We start from the raw sequence: 16,836 nt of genomic DNA, 5'->3' as shown, positions 1-16,836 counted from the left end.
CGCGGCACGCCCAGAACGCTGTAGGGATCTCGCATGGTCATTCCGTGGTTTGAACCCGTTGCAAATTTGCAACCAAGTGGCGCTTTGCAAGACCATAGCGGCAGCATGCCGGGCTGGCCAGCACCACAACCCTGCGTCATTGACGGCAGGATGATGTTCCGCCTGATTCGCCTTCTGGTTCCCTTCGCGCTTCTGCCAAGCATGTGCTGGGCCCAGCCGGCGCTGGCCTGGGGCGAATATGCCCACCGTCTGACCGGCAGCATCGCCTGGAACCAGCTCACCCCGGCCGCCCGCGCCGAAGTGCGAAGGCTGCTACGGGCTGAACCCGGCCTGCAGACGCCAGAGTGCCGCATCACCAGCACCGAAGACGCCAGCGTGTGGCCCGATTGCGTGCGCGGCCAATATCGCGACCGTTTCGCCTTTTCCGCGCCCTGGCATTATCAGAACATCAACGTGTGCGAGCCGTTCGACGTGGCTGCCAAATGCTGGAACGGCGATTGCGTGACCGCGCAGATCCCGCGCCAGCAGGCCATATTGGCCGATCGCACCCGGCCGGCGCACGAACGGCTGCAGGCCTTTGCCTTTCTGGTGCATTTCGTGGGCGACATGCACCAGCCGCTACACCTGGGCGACAAAAGCGATCTGGGCGGCAACAATGTGCGCGCCGCCTTTGGCTTCAAATCGCCTGAGCGCATGAACCTGCACCGCATCTGGGACAGTGAACTGGCCGAACGCGCGCTCACCGAACCGCCGGCCATCGCACCGCAGCGCATCACGCTGGCTCAGCGACGGGCCTTCGCGTCCGGCCCGATCGACACGCCGGCCAGGGTTGGCCTGTGGGCGCGCGAGGCCTGGGATATTTCACGCAATGTCGCCTATCCGGAACTGCAAGGCACGCCCGACAGCTGCCCGATCCCGGATGCAGCCCGCCGCGATCTGCCGCGCGGCATGGTCACGCCGGATTATGTTGCCAAGGCCACGCCTGCCGTTCGCGATCAGGTCACCAAGGCCGGCACTCGCATCGCGCTGCTGGTGAACGAGGCGCTGGCCAGCCGGCCCCGCCGCCGATAACATCGCCGCCGCAAGGAGCCTTACCGCCATGAACCTCGACGACGAAAACGAGAGCAGCAACATCGTTGACCAGCGCGGCCAGCGTGGCGGTGGCAGAGGCGGCCTTCCCATCGGCGGCGGCAAACTCGGCATCGGCGGCATGATCGTGGTGGGCGTGATTGCCCTGCTGCTCGGCCAGAACCCGTTGGAACTGATCGGCGCGGTGAGCGGTGCAGGTGTCGGCGGCCCCAGTGTCGGCCAGCCGCAGCCGGCAGAACCCAGCCAGCCCGCCAAGCTGAACGGCGAACATGACCGTTTCATCGCGCGTGTGCTGGGCAGCACCGAACGCACCTGGACCAAATTATTTCCCGATCAGGTGGGCGAAGCCTATCCGCAGCCCAAGCTGGTGCTGTTTGCTGGCGACGTGAACAGCGGCTGCGGCCCGGCCAACAGTGGGATGGGGCCATTTTACTGCCCGGCGGATCGCAACGTCTATCTTGATTCCAGCTTCTTCGATGATCTGTCGCGCCGCTTTGGCGCACCCGGCGATTTTGCCGCGGCCTATGTGATCGCGCACGAAGTGGGCCATCATATCCAGACGGTGATCGGCATTTCCGATCAGGTGCAGAAGGCTCGGCAGCGCGGCAGCGAAGCGGCCGGCAATGCGCTTTCGGTGCGGCAGGAATTGCAGGCGGATTGTTTTGCCGGCGTGTGGGCCCACCACAACAAGGATCTGCTGGAAGCCGGCGACATCGAGGAAGGCCTGCGCGCCGCCCAAGCGATCGGCGATGATACGCTGCAGAAACAGTCCGGCGCGCGGGTCAATCCGGAAAGCTTCACCCACGGCTCGTCGGAACAGCGCATGCGCTGGCTGCAGGCGGGCCTGCAATCGGGGCAGATGAAAAGCTGCGACACCTTTGCGGCGCGCAGCCTCTAGGGGCTGATCAGCCCTTTTTGTCGGTGATGGTGATGCGGCCGCGCGCCACGCCGGCAGCGCCTTCGTCCACCGCGATCACCATGCGATCACCATCATCGGTGGTGCCGGTCAGCGTGTTGCCGCTGCGGCTGGCGGGGCGGCCATCGGCGGCCAATGCCTTGGCGTACCAATCTGCCACCTGGGCAGCCGTGCCCGGCGCCGTGAAGCCTAGCACGACTTCGCCGCGGCCATCACCGTTTTCGCCGCTGGCCTGCACATCGACATTGACCAGTTTCGCCCCCGGATAGCGGCCCAGGCCATCCAGATCGAACTTGGCATCGGGTTCCAGGCCGGCAGGGATCTTCACCTTGCCTTCCAGGCCGCCGGGCAGCTTCAGCTCGACTTCGCCGGATTCCATGTCGGCCTTGATGTTCAGTTCGCCGCTCCCGTCGCCTTTCCCGGCATCGCTGCTGGAATCCTCGTTGTTTTCCAGCGTGATCTCGGCGGTGGTGCCTTCTTCCAGCTTTTCCTTGCGGTTGGCGTCGCAGGCAGCGACGGCAACGCCGCACAGCAGGATGGCGATCAGGGCGTTCTTCATGGTCTCGCAGCTCCGGTGTATTGCCGATACAATACAGAAAGATTTCGCAACAATCAATGGCCCTTGCGCGGCAAGGTGTGCAGCGCGGCCACGATCAGCCCGCCCAGCAGGATGCCGAACAGGCCGGACCCGCCGGCTTCGGCCAGCCAGCGCGCAAAGCTGCCGGCGCCTTCCACCGCGTGCATGGCGGCGTGCAACAGTTCGTGCGGCAGATGCACGCCGAACTTGTGCAGGCCATCGATCACGATATGGCCGCCCACCCACAGCATCGCCAGCAGCCCCACCCAGCCCAGCACGGCGAGGAAGGCCGGCATGCCGCTGACCAGGCCACGCCCGAATGCCGCGACGGCGCCATTGTTCTTGCGGGCCAGAAACACACCGAAATCATCGGCCTTCACGATCAGCGCGACGGCCCCATAAACCATCGCCGTGATGCCCAATGCCACCACCGTCAGCGCGGCGGCCTGTTCGGCAATGGGTGCCTCTTCCACCGTACCCAGCGCGATAGCCATGATTTCGGCAGACAGGATCATATCGGTCCGGATGGCACCCGATACCATGGTGCGCTCTTTCTCGGCTGGGTCCAGGGCGGCCTCTTCCAGTGCTGCTTCGTCTTCGGGCGTGAGTTTTTCCCACAGTTTTTCCGCGCCTTCGAAACACAGGAAGGCTCCGCCCGCCATCAACAACGGGGTGATGGCGACGGGCAGAAAGTAAGACAGGGCCAGCGCGCCGGGCAGCAGGATGACCAGCTTGTTTTTCAGGCTGCCGCGCGCGATCTTGGCAACGATGGGAATTTCGCGATCGGCGGAAAAACCCACGACATAGCGCGGCGTAACGGCCGCATCATCGACCACCACGCCGGCCGCCTTGGCCGATGCCTTGGCGGCGGCCGCTGCCGTATCGTCCAGGCTGGAAACCGCCATGGTGCCGATATCGTCGATACTGGCCGCCGCCACCTTGGCAATGGCCGCTATATCATCCAGCAATGCAAACAAGCCGCTCGCCACGCGTGGTTCCCCCGAAATTGCCGTGCCCTGATAGCGCAGCCAACGGCCAGCGCAATGCGGCGTTCAGCGACGGTCGCGCAGGGCCAGAAGAATGGCCGCCAGCACGCCTGCACCCAGCCCCGCCAACAGCCCCATCGAGGGCTGCCCGGCGAGTGTGCCGCCAACCACGCCCGCCACCAAGCCAAAGGCGACAAAAATGCCGCCGCCGCGCTGGGGTGGACGCGAAACAGGAGAGCCGGGAGACGCCATGCCCAGCCCCTTGCACCAGAGCGGCGGCCAGCGCCAGTGGCGGCTGCGGCTTGCGCTGTCTTGTCCATCCGGTAAACCGCTTGTGGTGCATCGGTTCCTGACCCTCTTGCTTGCCGCTGCGGCTGGAACCGCGCAGGCTCAAACGGCGCCCGGCCAGACCGCGCCGCCCCTGCCTGCCGCAGTGCCTGCCGCAGTGCCTGCCGCCATGCCTGCCGCCGTGCCTGTTGCACCGCCAGTGACGCCGCCTGTGATTCTGCCCGAGGGCGATGTGATTGCCGGGCCGCAGTCTCCCCTGCCCGATCTGCCAGGCGGCGAATCTGTGGCCTGGCCCGATGTCGAATCCACCACATCCGGCGATGGCGATGCCCCTGATGTTGCCGTTCGTTATACTGTGGAGGTCAGCGGGCTGACAGAACTTGGCCTTGAAGATGAATTTCGCGGCCTGTCGTCGCTGTGGCTGCACCGCGGCGAAGAAACCAACCTGGCGCAACTTGGCCGCCGCATTTCCGAAGATCGCGATCTGGTTGATCTGCTGCTGCGATCGATCGGCCATTATGGCGGCCAGGCGCGGATCAGCATTGCACCAGGCACCGTCGCGCAGCCGGCCAATATCGTGCGCGTCGTCGCGCAACCAACCAATGTGGTGCGCGTCGTCGCGCAACCAGGGCCCGTGTATAATTTCCGCGAAATCACCATCACGGCGCCGCCGGGCCAGGCGAACAACACGGATCCGGCTCCCATCGTCAGCCGGCTGCTGCCGATCCGGGTGGGCGATGCGGTAGAAGCCGCGCGGGTGCAATCGGCGCAGGATGGTCTGCCGATCCGCCTTGCCGATGCCGGTTATCCGTTTGCGCGCATTGCGCCGCCCGATATCACCATCGATCACGCCAGCCGCGATGCCACATTGGCGCAAAGCGTCGATCTGGGCCGGCGCGGCGTGTTCGGCGCCATCCGCATCGATGACGGCGTGAAGGGCATGGACAGCAAACATGTTGCCCTGCTCGCCCGCTTCAAGCCCGGTGACCGTTACAGCAACGCCGGCCGCGAGGATCTGCGCCGTGCGCTGGTGCAAACCGGCATGTTCGGCGCGGTGGCGATCAAGCCGGGCGAAGGCGCGGTGCGCGATGACGGCACGCAAACAGTAAATCTCGACATCACCAGCGAAGCCGCGCCGATGCGCACCATCGCGCTGTCGGGCGGTTTTTCCACCGGCCAGGGCGTGCGCGCCGAAGGCAGCTGGACCCACCGCAACCTGTTTCCGCCCGAAGGCGCCTTCACCGCCCGTGCCGTTGCCGCCCAGCGCGAGCAGGTGGCACAGGTGGAACTGCGCAAACGCAATTTTGGCCAGCGTGATCGGCAATTGCTGGCCACCGGCGGCTTCTCATCCAGCCAGCAATTCGCCTTTGCCGCCGAAACCCTGGGCATATCGGCGGCGCTGGCGCGCGAATCCAACATCCTGTGGCAGAAAGACTGGACATGGAGCATCGGCGCCCAGGCACTGATCACCAGCCAGCGCGACCGTTCGGTACGGGGCGATCCCCGCCGCACCTTCACGGTGCTGGCGCTGCCAGCCAGCATTACGTGGGATCGTTCCGACGATCTGCTCAACCCCTCGCGCGGCTTCCGGCTCACCACCCGCCTCAGCCCGGAATTCACGCTGCGGAACCAGAGCAATTTCAACTATCTCAAGGCCCAGTTTGAAGCGACAGCCTACCAGCCATTTGGCGACAGCCTGGTGTTGGCCGGGCGCTTCCACATCGGCAGCATCATTGGCGCCAATCGCGGCGTGATCGCGCCGGATCGGCGTTTCTATGCCGGCGGCGGCGGTTCGGTGCGCGGCTATGTGTTCCAGGGCGTTGGCCCGCGCAATATCGATAATGTGCCCACCGGCGGCAACAGCCTCACCGAACTGGCGGTCGAAGCCCGCTATCGCTTCCAGGCGCTGGGCCAGGATCTGGGCATCGTGGCGTTCGTCGATGCCGGCGAAGTGTCCTCCGGCACCGCCCCGGCTTTTGACCGGCTGTCGGTCGGCGCGGGCATCGGGGCACGTTTCTATACCGGTTTCGGGCCGGTGCGGGTGGATATCGCAACGCCGGTGAACCCGCAGGCGGGCGACCCGCGGCTGGTGTTCTATGTCTCCATCGGGCAAGCGTTTTGATGCGGCGCGGGTTGCGCCTTGGTCTGATCATGCTGCTGGCACTGCTGGCCGTGATCGTCGCCCTGCCCTACGCGCTCGATACCCAGTCCGGTCGTGATTGGGCGGCCCGGCGGCTGGCCGGTTTCAGCCTGGCCAATGGCATCTCATTGCGCGTGACGCGCATCAGCGGCAGCCTGTGGGGCAAGGCCACGCTGGAAGGCGTGGAACTGCGTGACAAGGACGGTCGCTTTGCCCGTGCGCCGCGTGTGCTGCTCGATTGGACGCCGCGGTCGCTGATCAACAACCGCTTCGAAGCGGCCGAACTGATCATTCCCGCCGCCACGCTTGAACGGCTGCCACGCCTGAAGCCGGTTTCCGATCCGCGCATCATGCCCGATATCGACATCAGCATCGCACGATTGGAACTGGGCCGGCTGGTGGTGGCCAAGGGCGTTGCGGGGCCCGAACGGCTGATCAGCGCCAAGAGCCGGCTTGATCTGCGTGCCGGGCGGGCGCTGGTCGATCTCGATGCCGCAGTGGCGGCGGGCGACACGCTGGCGCTGCACCTTGATGCCGAACCGGATCGCGACAAATTTGCCTTGAATGCAAAGCTCGCCGCGCCAGCGGGCGGGCTGGTGACAACACTGGCGCGGCTGCAGGCACCGCTCAACGTAACCGCCACCGGACGCGGGCGCTGGCGCAGTTGGAACGGGCAATTGGTGGCCACGCTGGGCGCGGCGCAAATGGCCGATCTGGCGCTGGCTGGCGAGGATGGGCGATTGTCTGCGCGTGGCCGGATCGATCCGGTGCCACTGCTGGGCGGCGCCGCAAAGGATGCGCTGGCGGGCGGCCTGGCAGTGGTGGCCAGCGTCGTCCCCGATGGCGATCTGGCCCGGCTGACGTTTTTGGCTGATGGCAAGCAGCTGGCGGCCCGGCTGAAGGGCCGCATCGACCGGGCAGAAGAACGCTGGACCGAGGCTGACGCCGAGCTGACGCTGGCCGACGGCGGCGCGTTGGCAAAACTCTGGGGAGTCGATGGCGGCCGGCTCACGGCACGGCTCGCCGGGCCCATGCTGGCGCCGATCATTGATGCGCGGCTGCTGGCGAAACGGCTGGCGCTGCCGGGCGGGCTGGCTCTGGACGGACTGTCGGTCGCCGGGATCGCCGATCTCAACGAAACGGGCCTGTCCGTGCCATTGGTCGCCACCGCCACGGGCCTCACCGGCCTGCCCGACACGCTGAAGCCACTGGCCGGCAAATGGCGCGCCGAAGGCCGGCTGGTTTATGCCAAAGGCCAGTTGCAAGCCAATGATCTGAAGCTTGCCAGTGGGCCGCTGGCAGCCCGCATCGGACTGTCGTACGTGCCGGCCACCAGCGCCTGGGGGCTGAGCGCAACTGGCGATGTGCGCGGCTGGGCGTTGCCGCAGCTTGGCCTTGCCGATGCGACTTTCCGCGCCAACCTGAAGCCGGGGGCCAACTGGAGCACCACCGGCAGCGGCGATTTCCGCCTTGTCGCCGCGCGCCCGCCGGCCGATGGCCTCACCCGGGTCACCGGCGGCGGCATCACGCTGGCAGGGCGTTTTGCGCTGCTGCCCGGCCTGGCCGTCGCCCTGTCGGATCTGGCGCTGTCTGCACCGAAACTGGCCGCTGCGGGCCGAGCCAGCTGGTCTGCCGGACGCTTCACCCTCGCCACCACCGGCAAAAGCCTCGATTGGGGCCCGTTCGCGCTGGATGGCGAAGGAACCGCCGCCGCGCCGCACTTTACCGCCCGGCTGGCGAAACCCGGCTATGGCCTCACCGCCGTGGCGGCCCGCATTGATCCGGCCGGCGCTGGCTGGCGAGTGAGCGGTGACGCGCAGTCAGAGCTGGGGCCGGTCAGCCTGAAGGCCGATATCAGCCTGTCTCCGGTGCTGCGGATCGATGTGGACCGGTTGGCCGCTGCAGAATTTGTCGGCAGCGGCCGGCTTGAGCAGACCGCCGCCGGTCCGTTCGCCGGCACGTTGGCGCTGGCCGGCAAGGGCCTTACCGGCAGCGCGCGCCTGTCTGCCGCTGGCGACGTGCAACTGGCCGAACTGGCGGTGGCCGGTGACGCGCTCAGCCTGCCACTTGCCACGCCGGTCACGGTCGATCGGTTGCGGCTGGCGGCCCGCGTGTTGTTGCCAGCCAGCGGCCCCGATATCGAAGCCGCGCTCGATCTGGCCGGGTTGGAACGCGGCAATCTCGTGCTGGAAAAGGCGGTCGGCACGCTGCAGATGAAGGCCGGTTCCGGAACCGCCAGCCTGACACTGGCAGGCAACAGCGGCGAGGCGTTCAACCTGGCTTTCACCGGTGCCATCGCGCCTGATCGCTGGCAGATCAGCGGCGGCGGCGATTATGATGGCCGGGCGGCCAAACTGGCCGGGCCGGCAGTGCTCACCCGCGATGCCACCGGCTGGCACCTCGCGCCGGTCACGCTCACCAGCGCACTTGGCAATGCCGAAGTGGCGGGCGACTGGGGCGAGACAAAGCGCCTCAACGCCCGGCTCGACAAGGTGTCGCTGCAGATGGCGGGCCTGGCCTACCCATCGCTCAATCTGGTCGGGCGGGTTTCGGGCACGGTGGCACTTGCACAGGCCGGGGATGCTGCCCCTACCGGCACAGCGGCCCTACGCCTGAATGGCGTGTCGCGCAGTAACATCACCTCCACCTCCACCCCGATCGACGTTGGCCTCAACGCCGCGCTGGGCGCCGGCGGCACGGTGATCCGCGCGGTGATCGTGCGCGCCGGCAAGGTGGAAGGCCGCGCACAAGCCCGGCTCGGGCCGCTTCCGGCAGGCGATGGCAACCTCGTTGCCCGCCTGTTCGATGCCAGTGTCACCGGCCAGTTGCGCTATGCCGGGCCGGCGCAGGATCTGTGGGGTTTGTCCGGCCTCACGGCGCTGGATGTGCGCGGCGCGGTGCAAGTGGCGGTCGACGTGTCGGGCACGCTGGGCGATCCGCAGGTGCAGGGCCGGATCCGCGGCACCGGTGGCCGCGTGGAAGCGCCTTTGCTTGGCGCGGTGGCCAACGAGGTCAGTCTTGATGCCCGCTTCACCGCGTCGAAACTGGAACTCACCCGGTTTAGCGGCAAATCCGGACGGGGCAGCATCAGCGGATCGGGCGCGATTGATCTGAGTTATGAACGCGGTTTCCCGATGGATATCCGCATGGTGGCGACCAACGCCGCCCTTCTGGGCCGCGACGATCTGTCGGCCACCGGCAGCGGCAATATCCGGGTCGCAACCGATGAATATGGCGGCGTCGTTTCAGGCACGCTTGCGCTCACACGCGCCGAATATATCGTCGGGCGCACCGCCGTGGCCGATGTGTCGGTTCTGCAGGTGACCGAGAAGAACACGCGCGTGCTGGGCCGGCGCACGGTGCAGTATATTGCCCCCACGCGCTGGCTGTTCAATCTGGCCATAACGGCAGATCGCGGCCTGATGGTCACCGGCATGGGCATCAAATCGGAATGGCAGGCCGATGTGCGGCTGCGCGGCGGGGCGACTACTCCCGAACTGTTTGGCCGCGTGCAGCTGGTGCGCGGCGACTATGATTTTGCCGGCAAACGCTTCCAGCTCACCCGCGGCGATATCCGCTTTGTTGGCGGCTATCCGCCCGATCCGATCATTGCCATCACTGCCGAAAACAGCGGTAACGGCTTCAGCGCCTTCCTGAACGTGGATGGCACGGCGCAGCGGCCGCAGATCAAGTTCAGCTCGGTGCCGTCCCTGCCAGAAGACGAAGTACTGTCGCGCGTGCTGTTCGGCAGCCGTGTCACTGATCTGTCGGCGCCCGAAGCCATCCAGCTCGCCGGCGCGCTCACCTCGCTGCGCGGCGGCGGCTTCAATCCGATCGGCGCGGTCAGCAAAGGCCTGGGCATCGATCGGCTGCGCATCCTGCCGGCCGATACGACCACGGGCCGGCGCACCACCTTCGCCGCCGGGCAATATGTTGGCCGCAATGTCTATGTGGAGCTGGCCACCGACGCGCAGGGCTACAACGCCACCAGCATCGAGATCGGGCTGACCCGCACCTTGTCGGTGCTCAGCCAGGCGGCGACGCTGGGCGGCACCTCGGCCAGCGTGCGCTGGAAAAAGGATTATTGACGGCGGTTCAGCGCCCGATCAGCGGCCAATGAGGGATTGGGCGGTGCGGTCCGCCACCACGTCGGTGGGCAGCCCGCTGGCATCGGCGTCGGCAAACAGGGTGGTCAGGCGCGGGCCAATGGCATCCACGGCTGCGTTGACCTCGTCCAGCGTGACCACATGGCCTTCGGTCTTGGCCAGATATTCGGCGACGACCGAAATGATGCCGCCGGCGTTGATGACATAATCAGGGGCGTACAGAATCCCGCGTGCCGCCAGCCGCGCGCCGTCATCCGGCATGGCCAGCTGGTTGTTGGCGGCGCCGGCCACCACAGCCACTTCGAGCGTGGCGATGCTGCGCGCATCAAGGATCGCGCCCAGCGCGTTGGGGCTGAACACATCGGCCTTCACCGCCATGATCGCTGCGACATCCACCTGGGTCGCGCCCAGTTCGGCAGCCAGCGCGGCCGCACGGGCCGGATCGACATCGGCGATGGTCAGCCGCGCACCTTCGGCGGCCAGCGCCCGGGCCAATGCACCACCAACGCTGCCAACACCCTGGATGGCGATATGGAGACCGGCAACACGGTCGGCGCCCAGCTTGTGATGCACGGCAGCTTTCAGCCCGGCCAGCGCGCCGCGCGCCGTGAACGGCCCCGGATTGCCGCCCACTTCGCCGGCCGCCACCGGCAGGCCGGCGACATGCGGAGTGCGACGGGTAACCACCACCATGTCGGCGTCGCTCATGCCCACATCCTCGGCCGTGACATAACGGCCGCCCAGCGCCGCCACCGCATCGCCAAAGGCTTCCAGCAGCGCTTCGGTCTTGGGCGCATCTGCAATCAGCACCGCCTTGCCGCCGCCAGCCTTCAGACCGGCCATGGCATTCTTGTAACTCATGCCGCGTGACAGGCGCAGCGCGTCGGTGAGCGCGGCCGCTTCGCTGGCATAGGCCCAGCGCCGCACGCCGCCGGCCGCCGGGCCGAGATGGGTCGAATGGATGGCAACGATGGCGTGCAGGCCAGTGGCCGCATCCTTCACCAGCGCCACGCGTTCATGGGCGTCGAACCCCGGCGCGCCAGCGGCATCAAGCGCCGCCAGTTGCACGGTTGCAAAACGGGCAGCGGGGGCAGCAGCGGTCATCAGGGCGACTCCAACGAGCAGGATTTCATTGCGCCATATTGTAATAAAATTTCTTTTGGGCGCAACGGTCATTCACAAGCTGGTGGGTGGAACTTCTGGCTTGCCACTGGGCTCGCCCTCGTCTATCCCGCGCCTCCCGACAGGTGCGTCGTGGCGACTGTAGCTCAGCTGGTTAGAGCGCTGGTTTGTGGTACCAGAGGTCGCGGGTTCAAGCCCCGTCAGTCGCCCCACCTGTCTTCCGCACTTCGCCGCACGCAATTCTGGTTCCCGCGTTGCCGGCCGGATCGCTGCGATAATCATCGGCGCGTGCGTGCAGTACCACCGCTGCACCATCGGCATCAATCAGCGGCGCATCGCCATCGGCCAGGCGCAAGCCCGGCAGCATCAGGTTCATCTCGCCCAAACCCTTATCAGTCACCGTCAGATTGGGCAGATCGCCAGCATGGGCACCCATCGGATTATCACGGCCATGCTGCTTGTTTGCCGGGTTGAAATGCGGCCCGGCGCTGGCGAAATCCGGGCCAACGCAGCGGCCAACGGCGTGCAGATGCATGGCATATTGGCCCGCCGGAAGGCCCTTCACCGTGGCGATCAACTGCACGCCCTCGGCCATTTGCAGCAATTCAACTTCGCCCAGGCTGTTGCCATCGGCCGTCAGCAAACGAGTGGACAGCATCAGCGACGGCGGTGCGCCGCCCACCCGGCCCAGCGATTCCAGCTTGGGCCCGCAGGCCGCCAGAGCAAGCAAGGCAATCATGGCAAGACGGCGCATCAGGTCACTCCGGTTAATCAGCGAGGCCATAATGGCCGACAAGCCGATCAAGCGCCAGTTGCAGCACAAGTTTTCCCGCCCGCACCGGCCAACCCAGCGCCCGTTCGGCGGCTTCCAGGCCCTCGCCCTGACAGATCACCCGCCAGGCAATATCGGAAAGGCCGGGGCCGCAGGCCACCACCGCCGCTTCGAACCGGCGTTTGGCCGCGATCTGCCCGCCGGAAAGATCGGGCGGGCCGCCCTGCCCACGCGCGCTTGCAGGCATCTGATCCCAGCGCATGGTCACGCGCGGGCCCAGTTGGGCATGGTAAAAATCGGCGCGCAGCCGTTCGCTGGCCATCAATTGCTGCGGCGAAACATGGCCGCGCCGGGCCAGCCAGGCCAGCGGTGATTCGGCCAGATTCACCGTCACCCGGGCGCGATCGACGATATCCGGCGCGGCCAGGATTCGCGTCGCCAACAGGCGGTTTTCAGTCAGCGGTGCGATATCTGGCAAAGCTGCGGGCGCGCGACGTGGCATCATTTCTCTCCGTAGTGGCACGTTGGTGATGGATTTACCCTTGCACAACCCACCGATTGTAGGACAGAATTAACCGCACAGGTTATTTCAGGGGAAAAGATGCTCACCCGTATCCGCGAAGTCCGCAAGGCGCGTGGCCTCACGCTGGCCGATGTTGCAGCCGCCTGCGATCCGCCCACCACGCCGCAAACGATCGGGCGGCTGGAAACCGGCATGCGCACCGTTTCCATCGACTGGCTGGAACGCATTGCCACAGCGCTCGGCGTGCCGGCTTCCGCAATGGTTGCAATGCCTGATCGCGCCGATGTGCTGGTGGCGGCGTTGATCGGCAGCAATGGCGCCGATGCGCCGGAACGCCCGCGCACCCTGCTGCCGCCGCAACCGCAGGCCGATCTGATCGGCATGGTGGTGGAAACGGCTCAGGGCGATTACCGCAGCGGCGATGAACTCTGGGCGCAGCGCCTCGCCCCCGACCAGTTCGGCCGCGCCATCAACCGTGATGTGCTGGCGCCGCGCCCGGCGGGGCGTTTTGCCTTTGGCCGGCTGATCGCAGTGGACGGCAGCCGCATCCATCTGCTGCCCACAACCCCCGGCGCACGCCAGCAGGTGCTGGCCGAAGTGCCGTGGCTGGCCATGGTGACGATGCTGGTGCGACGGCCCTGAACGGCCCCAAGTCACAGCTTCAATTCGGCAGATTGCCGTTCAGTTCCAGCGCCCTGCCTGCCAGGTGCAGTGATCCGGTGATCAGCACCAGCGGCGGGCTTTCGCTGTTGCGCGCGATGGCGCGCAGCGCCTTGGTCAGATCGGGCGCGGTCACGGCGGCCATCCCCATGGCCGATGCGGTGGCCGCCAGCCGGGCGGGATCATGGGCGGCGTGGCCCGGCACCGGAACGGCATAAAGCGCCGATGCCATGCCGGCAAAGCTCTTCAGAAAACCTTCGGCATCCTTGGCCGCCAGCATGCCGGTCACCAGCAGCAGGCGCTGGCCGGATTGCAGCAAAGGCCGCACGCTTTCGGCCAAGGCCCGCCCGGCAGCCGGATTGTGGCCGCCATCCACCCACAGGCTGCTGCCCGCCGGCAATATTTCGAACAATGGCCCACTTTCCAACCGCTGCAGCCGCGCTGGCCATTCCACCCAGCCCATGCCGGCACGATAGGCGGCATCTTTCACCGGCAACGCCGTCTGGGCGCGCAACATGGCAATGGCGAGCGCGGCATTGTCGTGCTGGTGAACACCGGCAAGGCGCGGCAACGACACGACCAGCTTGCCGGCTTCGTCGCGATAATGCAGCTGCCCTTCATAGGTTGCGGCATCCCAATCCTGCCCGCGAATCAGCAGCTTGGCACCAGCCAGGCCCGCGATTTCGGCAATACGGGCGGTGACGGCGGCAGGATGACGGCCGGTCACCAGCGGCACGCCCCGCCGTGCAATGCCGGCCTTTTCGCGGGCAATATCCAGTATGGTCGAACCGAGCCATTGCGTATGGTCCAGCCCCAGTTGCGCGATGCCCGTCACCAGCGCGGTGGGGATGATGTTGGTGGCGTCCATGCGGCCGCCCAGGCCCACTTCGATGATGCAGGCATCGGCCTCCACCGTGGCAAAGGCCAGGAAAGCGGCCGCCGTGGTCAATTCGAAGAACGTGATCGGCGCTTCGCCATTGCGGCTGATGACGTCGTTCAGCAGCACGATCAGCGCATCATCGTCGATCAGCTGGCCGGCAAGCCGGATACGCTCGTTGAAGCGGACGAGGTGCGGGCTGGTATAGACATGCACGCGCCGGCCTTCGGCTTCCAGGCAGGCACGCAGCATGGCGCAGGTGCTGCCCTTGCCGTTGGTGCCGGCAACATGAAAAACCGGCGGCAACCGATGGTGCGGGTTGCCCAGCGCGGCCAGCAGGCGTTCGAGCCGGCCGAGCGTGAGATCGATCTCGGTAGGGTGCAGATCGTGCGCCTTGCGGAGCATTGCATCCAGGCGCGGGTTGTCAGACCGCGCCGGCGGCATGCGCGCGCCGATTGGAGGAGGCGGCAGGCTCATGCAGCTGCTCGGCGCGCCATCAGCAGGGTGATCAGGCGGCCCAGGTTTTCCTTCAGGTCGCGGCGGTGCACCACCATATCAAGCATGCCGTGTTCGAGCAGATATTCGGCGCGCTGGAAGCCTTCCGGCAGTTTTTCGCGGATGGTCTGTTCGATCACGCGCTGGCCGGCAAAGCCGATCAGGGCATTGGGTTCGGCAATCTGGATGTCGCCCAGCATGGCATAGCTGGCCGTCACGCCGCCGGTGGTGGGATCGGTGAGCACGACGATATACGGCAGCCCGGCCTCGTTCAGCATCTGGATGCCCACGGTGGTGCGCGGCATCTGCATGAGGGAAAGAATGCCTTCCTGCATGCGAGCACCGCCAGCTGCAGTGAACACGATATAGGGGGCGTTGGCCGCCAACGCGGCATTGACACCGGCCAGAAAGGCCTCGCCCACGCCCATGCCCATCGATCCGCCCATGAAGGCGAAATCCTGGCAACCAACGATGGCGCGCTGGCCCATGATCTGGCCATCGCCGATCATCATGGCTTCGGGTTCGCTGGTGGCGGTACGGGCGGCCTTCAGGCGATCAGTGTATTTCTTCTGATCCTTGAACTTCAGCGGGTCTTCCGCAACCTTTGCCGCCGGCAGCACGCGATAATCGCCGTCAAACAGCTGGCCGAAACGGGCTTTCGGCCCGATGCGATCATGGTGCTCACAACGCGGGCAGACGCTGGCATTGTCTTCCCATTCCTTGGTGTAGACCATGGCGCCGCAATTCTTGCACTTGGTCCACAGATTGTCGGGCGTGTCGCGGCGGGCGAGGAAGCCGGTCAATTGTTGGCGGGTGCGGGTCAACCAGCTCATGCTGCTTTTTCCTTTCGGGCGGCGCGAACCGCTTGGGCCAGCGCACCGACTTGGGCGGCAACGCGGGCGGGAATATCGTTGGCGCGCGCTTCGGCAGCGGCACCGATGGCATCGACAATGGCACTGCCCACCACCACGGCATCAGCATGGGCGGCAATGGCGGCGGCTTGTTCAGGGGTGCGCACGCCGAAACCGACAGCAATCGGCAGCCTGGTCGACGCCTTCAACCGCGCGACGGCTTCGGCCACATCAGTCACAACCGCGCTGTTGGCGCCGGTCACACCGGCCACCGCGACATAATAAAGAAAGCCCGACGCACCGTTCAGCACGGCGGGCAGCCGCTGGGCATCGGTGGTTGGCGTGGCAAGGCGCACCAGGTGCAGACCGTGTGCGGCCAGCGCAGGCGCCAGTTCGCCAGCTTCTTCGGGCGGCAGATCGACGACGATGCAGCCATCGATGCCGGCCAATCTGGCTTCGGCGGCAAAGCGTTCCGGCCCAAAGGCGAGGATGGGGTTGAAATAGCCCATCAGCACGATTGGCGTGGCATTGTCGCTGGCGCGGAACGCCTTCACCATCGCCAGCACGGCGCGCAGCGTGGTGCCGCCGCCAAGGCTGCGCAGATTGCCGCGCTGGATGGCGGGGCCATCGGCCATCGGATCGGTGAACGGCATGCCGATTTCGATCACGTCGGCGCCGGCACCGGGCAGCGCCGCGAGGATCTCGGCGGAAGTGGCCAGATCAGGATCGCCGGCGGTAACGAAGGTAACCAGCGCGGCGCGGCCATCGGCGGCGCAAGCGGCAAAGCGGGTGGCGAGGCGATCGCTCACATCGTCACTCCCAGCGCGGCGGCGACGGTGAAAATATCCTTGTCGCCGCGGCCGCACAGATTGGCGATGACGATCTTATCCTTGCCCATCGCCGGTGCGATACGGGCCAGCGCGGCGATGGCGTGGGCCGGTTCCAGCGCCGGGATGATGCCTTCGGTGCGGCACAGCAGCGCAAAGCCTTCCAGCGCCTCGGTATCGGTGGCGCTTTGATATTCCACGCGGCCAATGGCGTGCAGCCAGGCGTGTTCGGGGCCGATGCCGGGATAATCCAGGCCGGCAGAAATGCTGTGCGCCTCGGTGATCTGGCCGTCTTCATCCTGCAGCAGCATGGTCTTGTTGCCGTGCAGCACACCGGCGCGGCCACCGGCCAGGCTGGCCGCATGTTCGTGGGTGTTCAGGCCCTTGCCCGACGCTTCGATGCCAACCATCCGCACGTCCTTGTCGTCAAGGAAGGGGTGGAACAGGCCGATGGCGTTGGAGCCGCCGCCGATCGAAGCTACCAGCAGATCGGGCAAGCGCCCTTCCCGTTCCAGGATCTGGGCGCGGGCTTCCTTGCCGATCACCGTCTGGAAATCGCGAACCATTTCCGGATAGGGGTGCGGGCCGGCGGCGGTGCCAATGATGT

At 66.4% G+C, this 16,836-nt stretch carries 15 protein-coding genes and 1 tRNA gene; 6 read left to right on the top strand and 10 right to left on the bottom strand.

What is annotated here, in order from left to right:
* Positions 1-201: 201 nt before the first annotated feature.
* Positions 202-1,071: a S1/P1 nuclease gene (locus RMO81_RS04855; RefSeq protein WP_310474629.1), complete on the top strand. Its 870-nt coding sequence runs from the start codon at positions 202-204 to the stop codon at positions 1,069-1,071.
* Between the two features lie 28 nt (positions 1,072-1,099).
* Positions 1,100-1,987, top strand: a complete 888-nt coding sequence (locus RMO81_RS04850; RefSeq protein ID WP_310474628.1) for a neutral zinc metallopeptidase — start codon at positions 1,100-1,102, stop codon at positions 1,985-1,987.
* Positions 1,988-1,994: 7 nt separating this feature from the next.
* On the opposite strand, the gene RMO81_RS04845 is transcribed toward RMO81_RS04850, so the two are convergent.
* From RMO81_RS04845 to RMO81_RS04835, 3 genes are all read right to left on the bottom strand, one after another.
* Positions 1,995-2,564, bottom strand: coding sequence for a hypothetical protein (locus RMO81_RS04845; protein WP_310474626.1), 570 nt, complete (start codon positions 2,562-2,564; stop codon positions 1,995-1,997).
* Between the two features lie 53 nt (positions 2,565-2,617).
* Positions 2,618-3,571 carry a DUF808 domain-containing protein gene (locus RMO81_RS04840; RefSeq protein ID WP_310474625.1) on the bottom strand — a complete coding sequence of 318 codons (954 nt, stop codon included), beginning with the start codon at positions 3,569-3,571 and terminating at the stop codon, positions 2,618-2,620.
* A 63-nt stretch (positions 3,572-3,634) separates the two neighbouring features.
* A complete protein-coding gene (locus RMO81_RS04835; RefSeq protein WP_310474624.1) occupies positions 3,635-3,820 on the bottom strand; it encodes a hypothetical protein in 186 nt (61 codons plus the stop codon).
* Positions 3,821-4,055: 235 nt separating this feature from the next.
* Here RMO81_RS04835 and RMO81_RS04830 point away from each other — a divergent pair, with 235 nt between their 5' ends.
* A complete protein-coding gene (locus RMO81_RS04830) occupies positions 4,056-5,978 on the top strand; it encodes a BamA/TamA family outer membrane protein (protein ID WP_310474623.1) in 1,923 nt (640 codons plus the stop codon).
* Entirely contained in the window at positions 5,978-10,084 is a 4,107-nt protein-coding gene (locus RMO81_RS04825) for a translocation/assembly module TamB domain-containing protein (RefSeq protein ID WP_310474622.1), read from the top strand. Before RMO81_RS04830 ends, RMO81_RS04825 begins: the two co-directional genes overlap by 1 nt.
* An 18-nt stretch (positions 10,085-10,102) precedes the next feature.
* On the opposite strand, the gene RMO81_RS04820 is transcribed toward RMO81_RS04825, so the two are convergent.
* Entirely contained in the window at positions 10,103-11,206 is a 1,104-nt protein-coding gene (locus RMO81_RS04820; RefSeq protein WP_310474621.1) for a Glu/Leu/Phe/Val dehydrogenase dimerization domain-containing protein, read from the bottom strand.
* A gap of 153 nt (positions 11,207-11,359) precedes the next feature.
* On the opposite strand from RMO81_RS04820, the gene RMO81_RS04815 reads away from it, so the two are divergent.
* Positions 11,360-11,436, top strand: a tRNA-His gene (locus RMO81_RS04815).
* Here RMO81_RS04815 and RMO81_RS04810 read toward each other — a convergent pair.
* On the bottom strand, positions 11,415-11,978 hold the full coding sequence (locus tag RMO81_RS04810; RefSeq protein ID WP_310474620.1) for a superoxide dismutase family protein: 564 nt from the start codon (positions 11,976-11,978) through the stop codon (positions 11,415-11,417). The genes RMO81_RS04815 and RMO81_RS04810 overlap by 22 nt on opposite strands.
* Positions 11,979-11,991: 13 nt before the next feature.
* Complete coding sequence (locus tag RMO81_RS04805) at positions 11,992-12,498, bottom strand: DUF6456 domain-containing protein (protein ID WP_310474631.1); 507 nt, start codon at positions 12,496-12,498, stop codon at positions 11,992-11,994.
* Between the two features lie 99 nt (positions 12,499-12,597).
* On the opposite strand from RMO81_RS04805, the gene RMO81_RS04800 reads away from it, so the two are divergent.
* Positions 12,598-13,161 (top strand): helix-turn-helix transcriptional regulator, encoded by a 564-nt coding sequence (locus RMO81_RS04800; RefSeq protein ID WP_310474619.1) that lies wholly within the window; start codon positions 12,598-12,600, stop codon positions 13,159-13,161.
* Positions 13,162-13,180: 19 nt separating this feature from the next.
* Here the strand turns inward: RMO81_RS04800 and RMO81_RS04795 are convergent, their stop codons facing one another.
* From RMO81_RS04795 to RMO81_RS04780, 4 genes are all read right to left on the bottom strand, one after another.
* A complete protein-coding gene (locus RMO81_RS04795; RefSeq protein WP_310474618.1) occupies positions 13,181-14,533 on the bottom strand; it encodes a folylpolyglutamate synthase/dihydrofolate synthase family protein in 1,353 nt (450 codons plus the stop codon).
* Positions 14,530-15,384: an acetyl-CoA carboxylase, carboxyltransferase subunit beta gene (gene accD / locus RMO81_RS04790; protein WP_310474617.1), complete on the bottom strand. Its 855-nt coding sequence runs from the start codon at positions 15,382-15,384 to the stop codon at positions 14,530-14,532. Before accD ends, RMO81_RS04795 begins: the two co-directional genes overlap by 4 nt.
* Entirely contained in the window at positions 15,381-16,211 is an 831-nt protein-coding gene (trpA, locus tag RMO81_RS04785; protein WP_310474615.1) for a tryptophan synthase subunit alpha, read from the bottom strand. Before trpA ends, accD begins: the two co-directional genes overlap by 4 nt.
* Positions 16,208-16,836: pyridoxal-phosphate dependent enzyme (locus tag RMO81_RS04780; RefSeq protein ID WP_310474614.1), on the bottom strand; the 629-nt coding region annotated here is incomplete at its 5' end. The genes trpA and RMO81_RS04780, both read right to left, overlap by 4 nt.

This window comes from Sandarakinorhabdus sp. (assembly GCF_031422795.1).
In the GTDB taxonomy this organism is placed as follows: domain Bacteria; phylum Pseudomonadota; class Alphaproteobacteria; order Sphingomonadales; family Sphingomonadaceae; genus Sandarakinorhabdus.
This window is presented reverse-complemented; position numbering and strand designations above follow the sequence as displayed.

Excerpts from the sequence above, each read along its gene's own strand:
- RMO81_RS04845 (WP_310474626.1), bottom strand. The coding sequence starts at position 2,564 with ATGAAGAACGCCCTGATCGCCATCCTGCTGTGCGGCGTTGCCGTCGCT.
- RMO81_RS04835 (WP_310474624.1), bottom strand. The coding sequence starts at position 3,820 with ATGGCGTCTCCCGGCTCTCCTGTTTCGCGTCCACCCCAGCGCGGCGGC.
- RMO81_RS04825 (WP_310474622.1), top strand. The coding sequence starts at position 5,978 with ATGCGGCGCGGGTTGCGCCTTGGTCTGATCATGCTGCTGGCACTGCTG.
- RMO81_RS04810 (WP_310474620.1), bottom strand. The coding sequence starts at position 11,978 with ATGCGCCGTCTTGCCATGATTGCCTTGCTTGCTCTGGCGGCCTGCGGG.
- RMO81_RS04855 (WP_310474629.1), top strand. The coding sequence starts at position 202 with ATGTGCTGGGCCCAGCCGGCGCTGGCCTGGGGCGAATATGCCCACCGT.
- RMO81_RS04820 (WP_310474621.1), bottom strand. The coding sequence starts at position 11,206 with ATGACCGCTGCTGCCCCCGCTGCCCGTTTTGCAACCGTGCAACTGGCG.
- RMO81_RS04850 (WP_310474628.1), top strand. The coding sequence starts at position 1,100 with ATGAACCTCGACGACGAAAACGAGAGCAGCAACATCGTTGACCAGCGC.
- RMO81_RS04795 (WP_310474618.1), bottom strand. The coding sequence starts at position 14,533 with ATGAGCCTGCCGCCTCCTCCAATCGGCGCGCGCATGCCGCCGGCGCGG.
- RMO81_RS04800 (WP_310474619.1), top strand. The coding sequence starts at position 12,598 with ATGCTCACCCGTATCCGCGAAGTCCGCAAGGCGCGTGGCCTCACGCTG.
- accD (WP_310474617.1), bottom strand. The coding sequence starts at position 15,384 with ATGAGCTGGTTGACCCGCACCCGCCAACAATTGACCGGCTTCCTCGCC.
- RMO81_RS04805 (WP_310474631.1), bottom strand. The coding sequence starts at position 12,498 with ATGCCACGTCGCGCGCCCGCAGCTTTGCCAGATATCGCACCGCTGACT.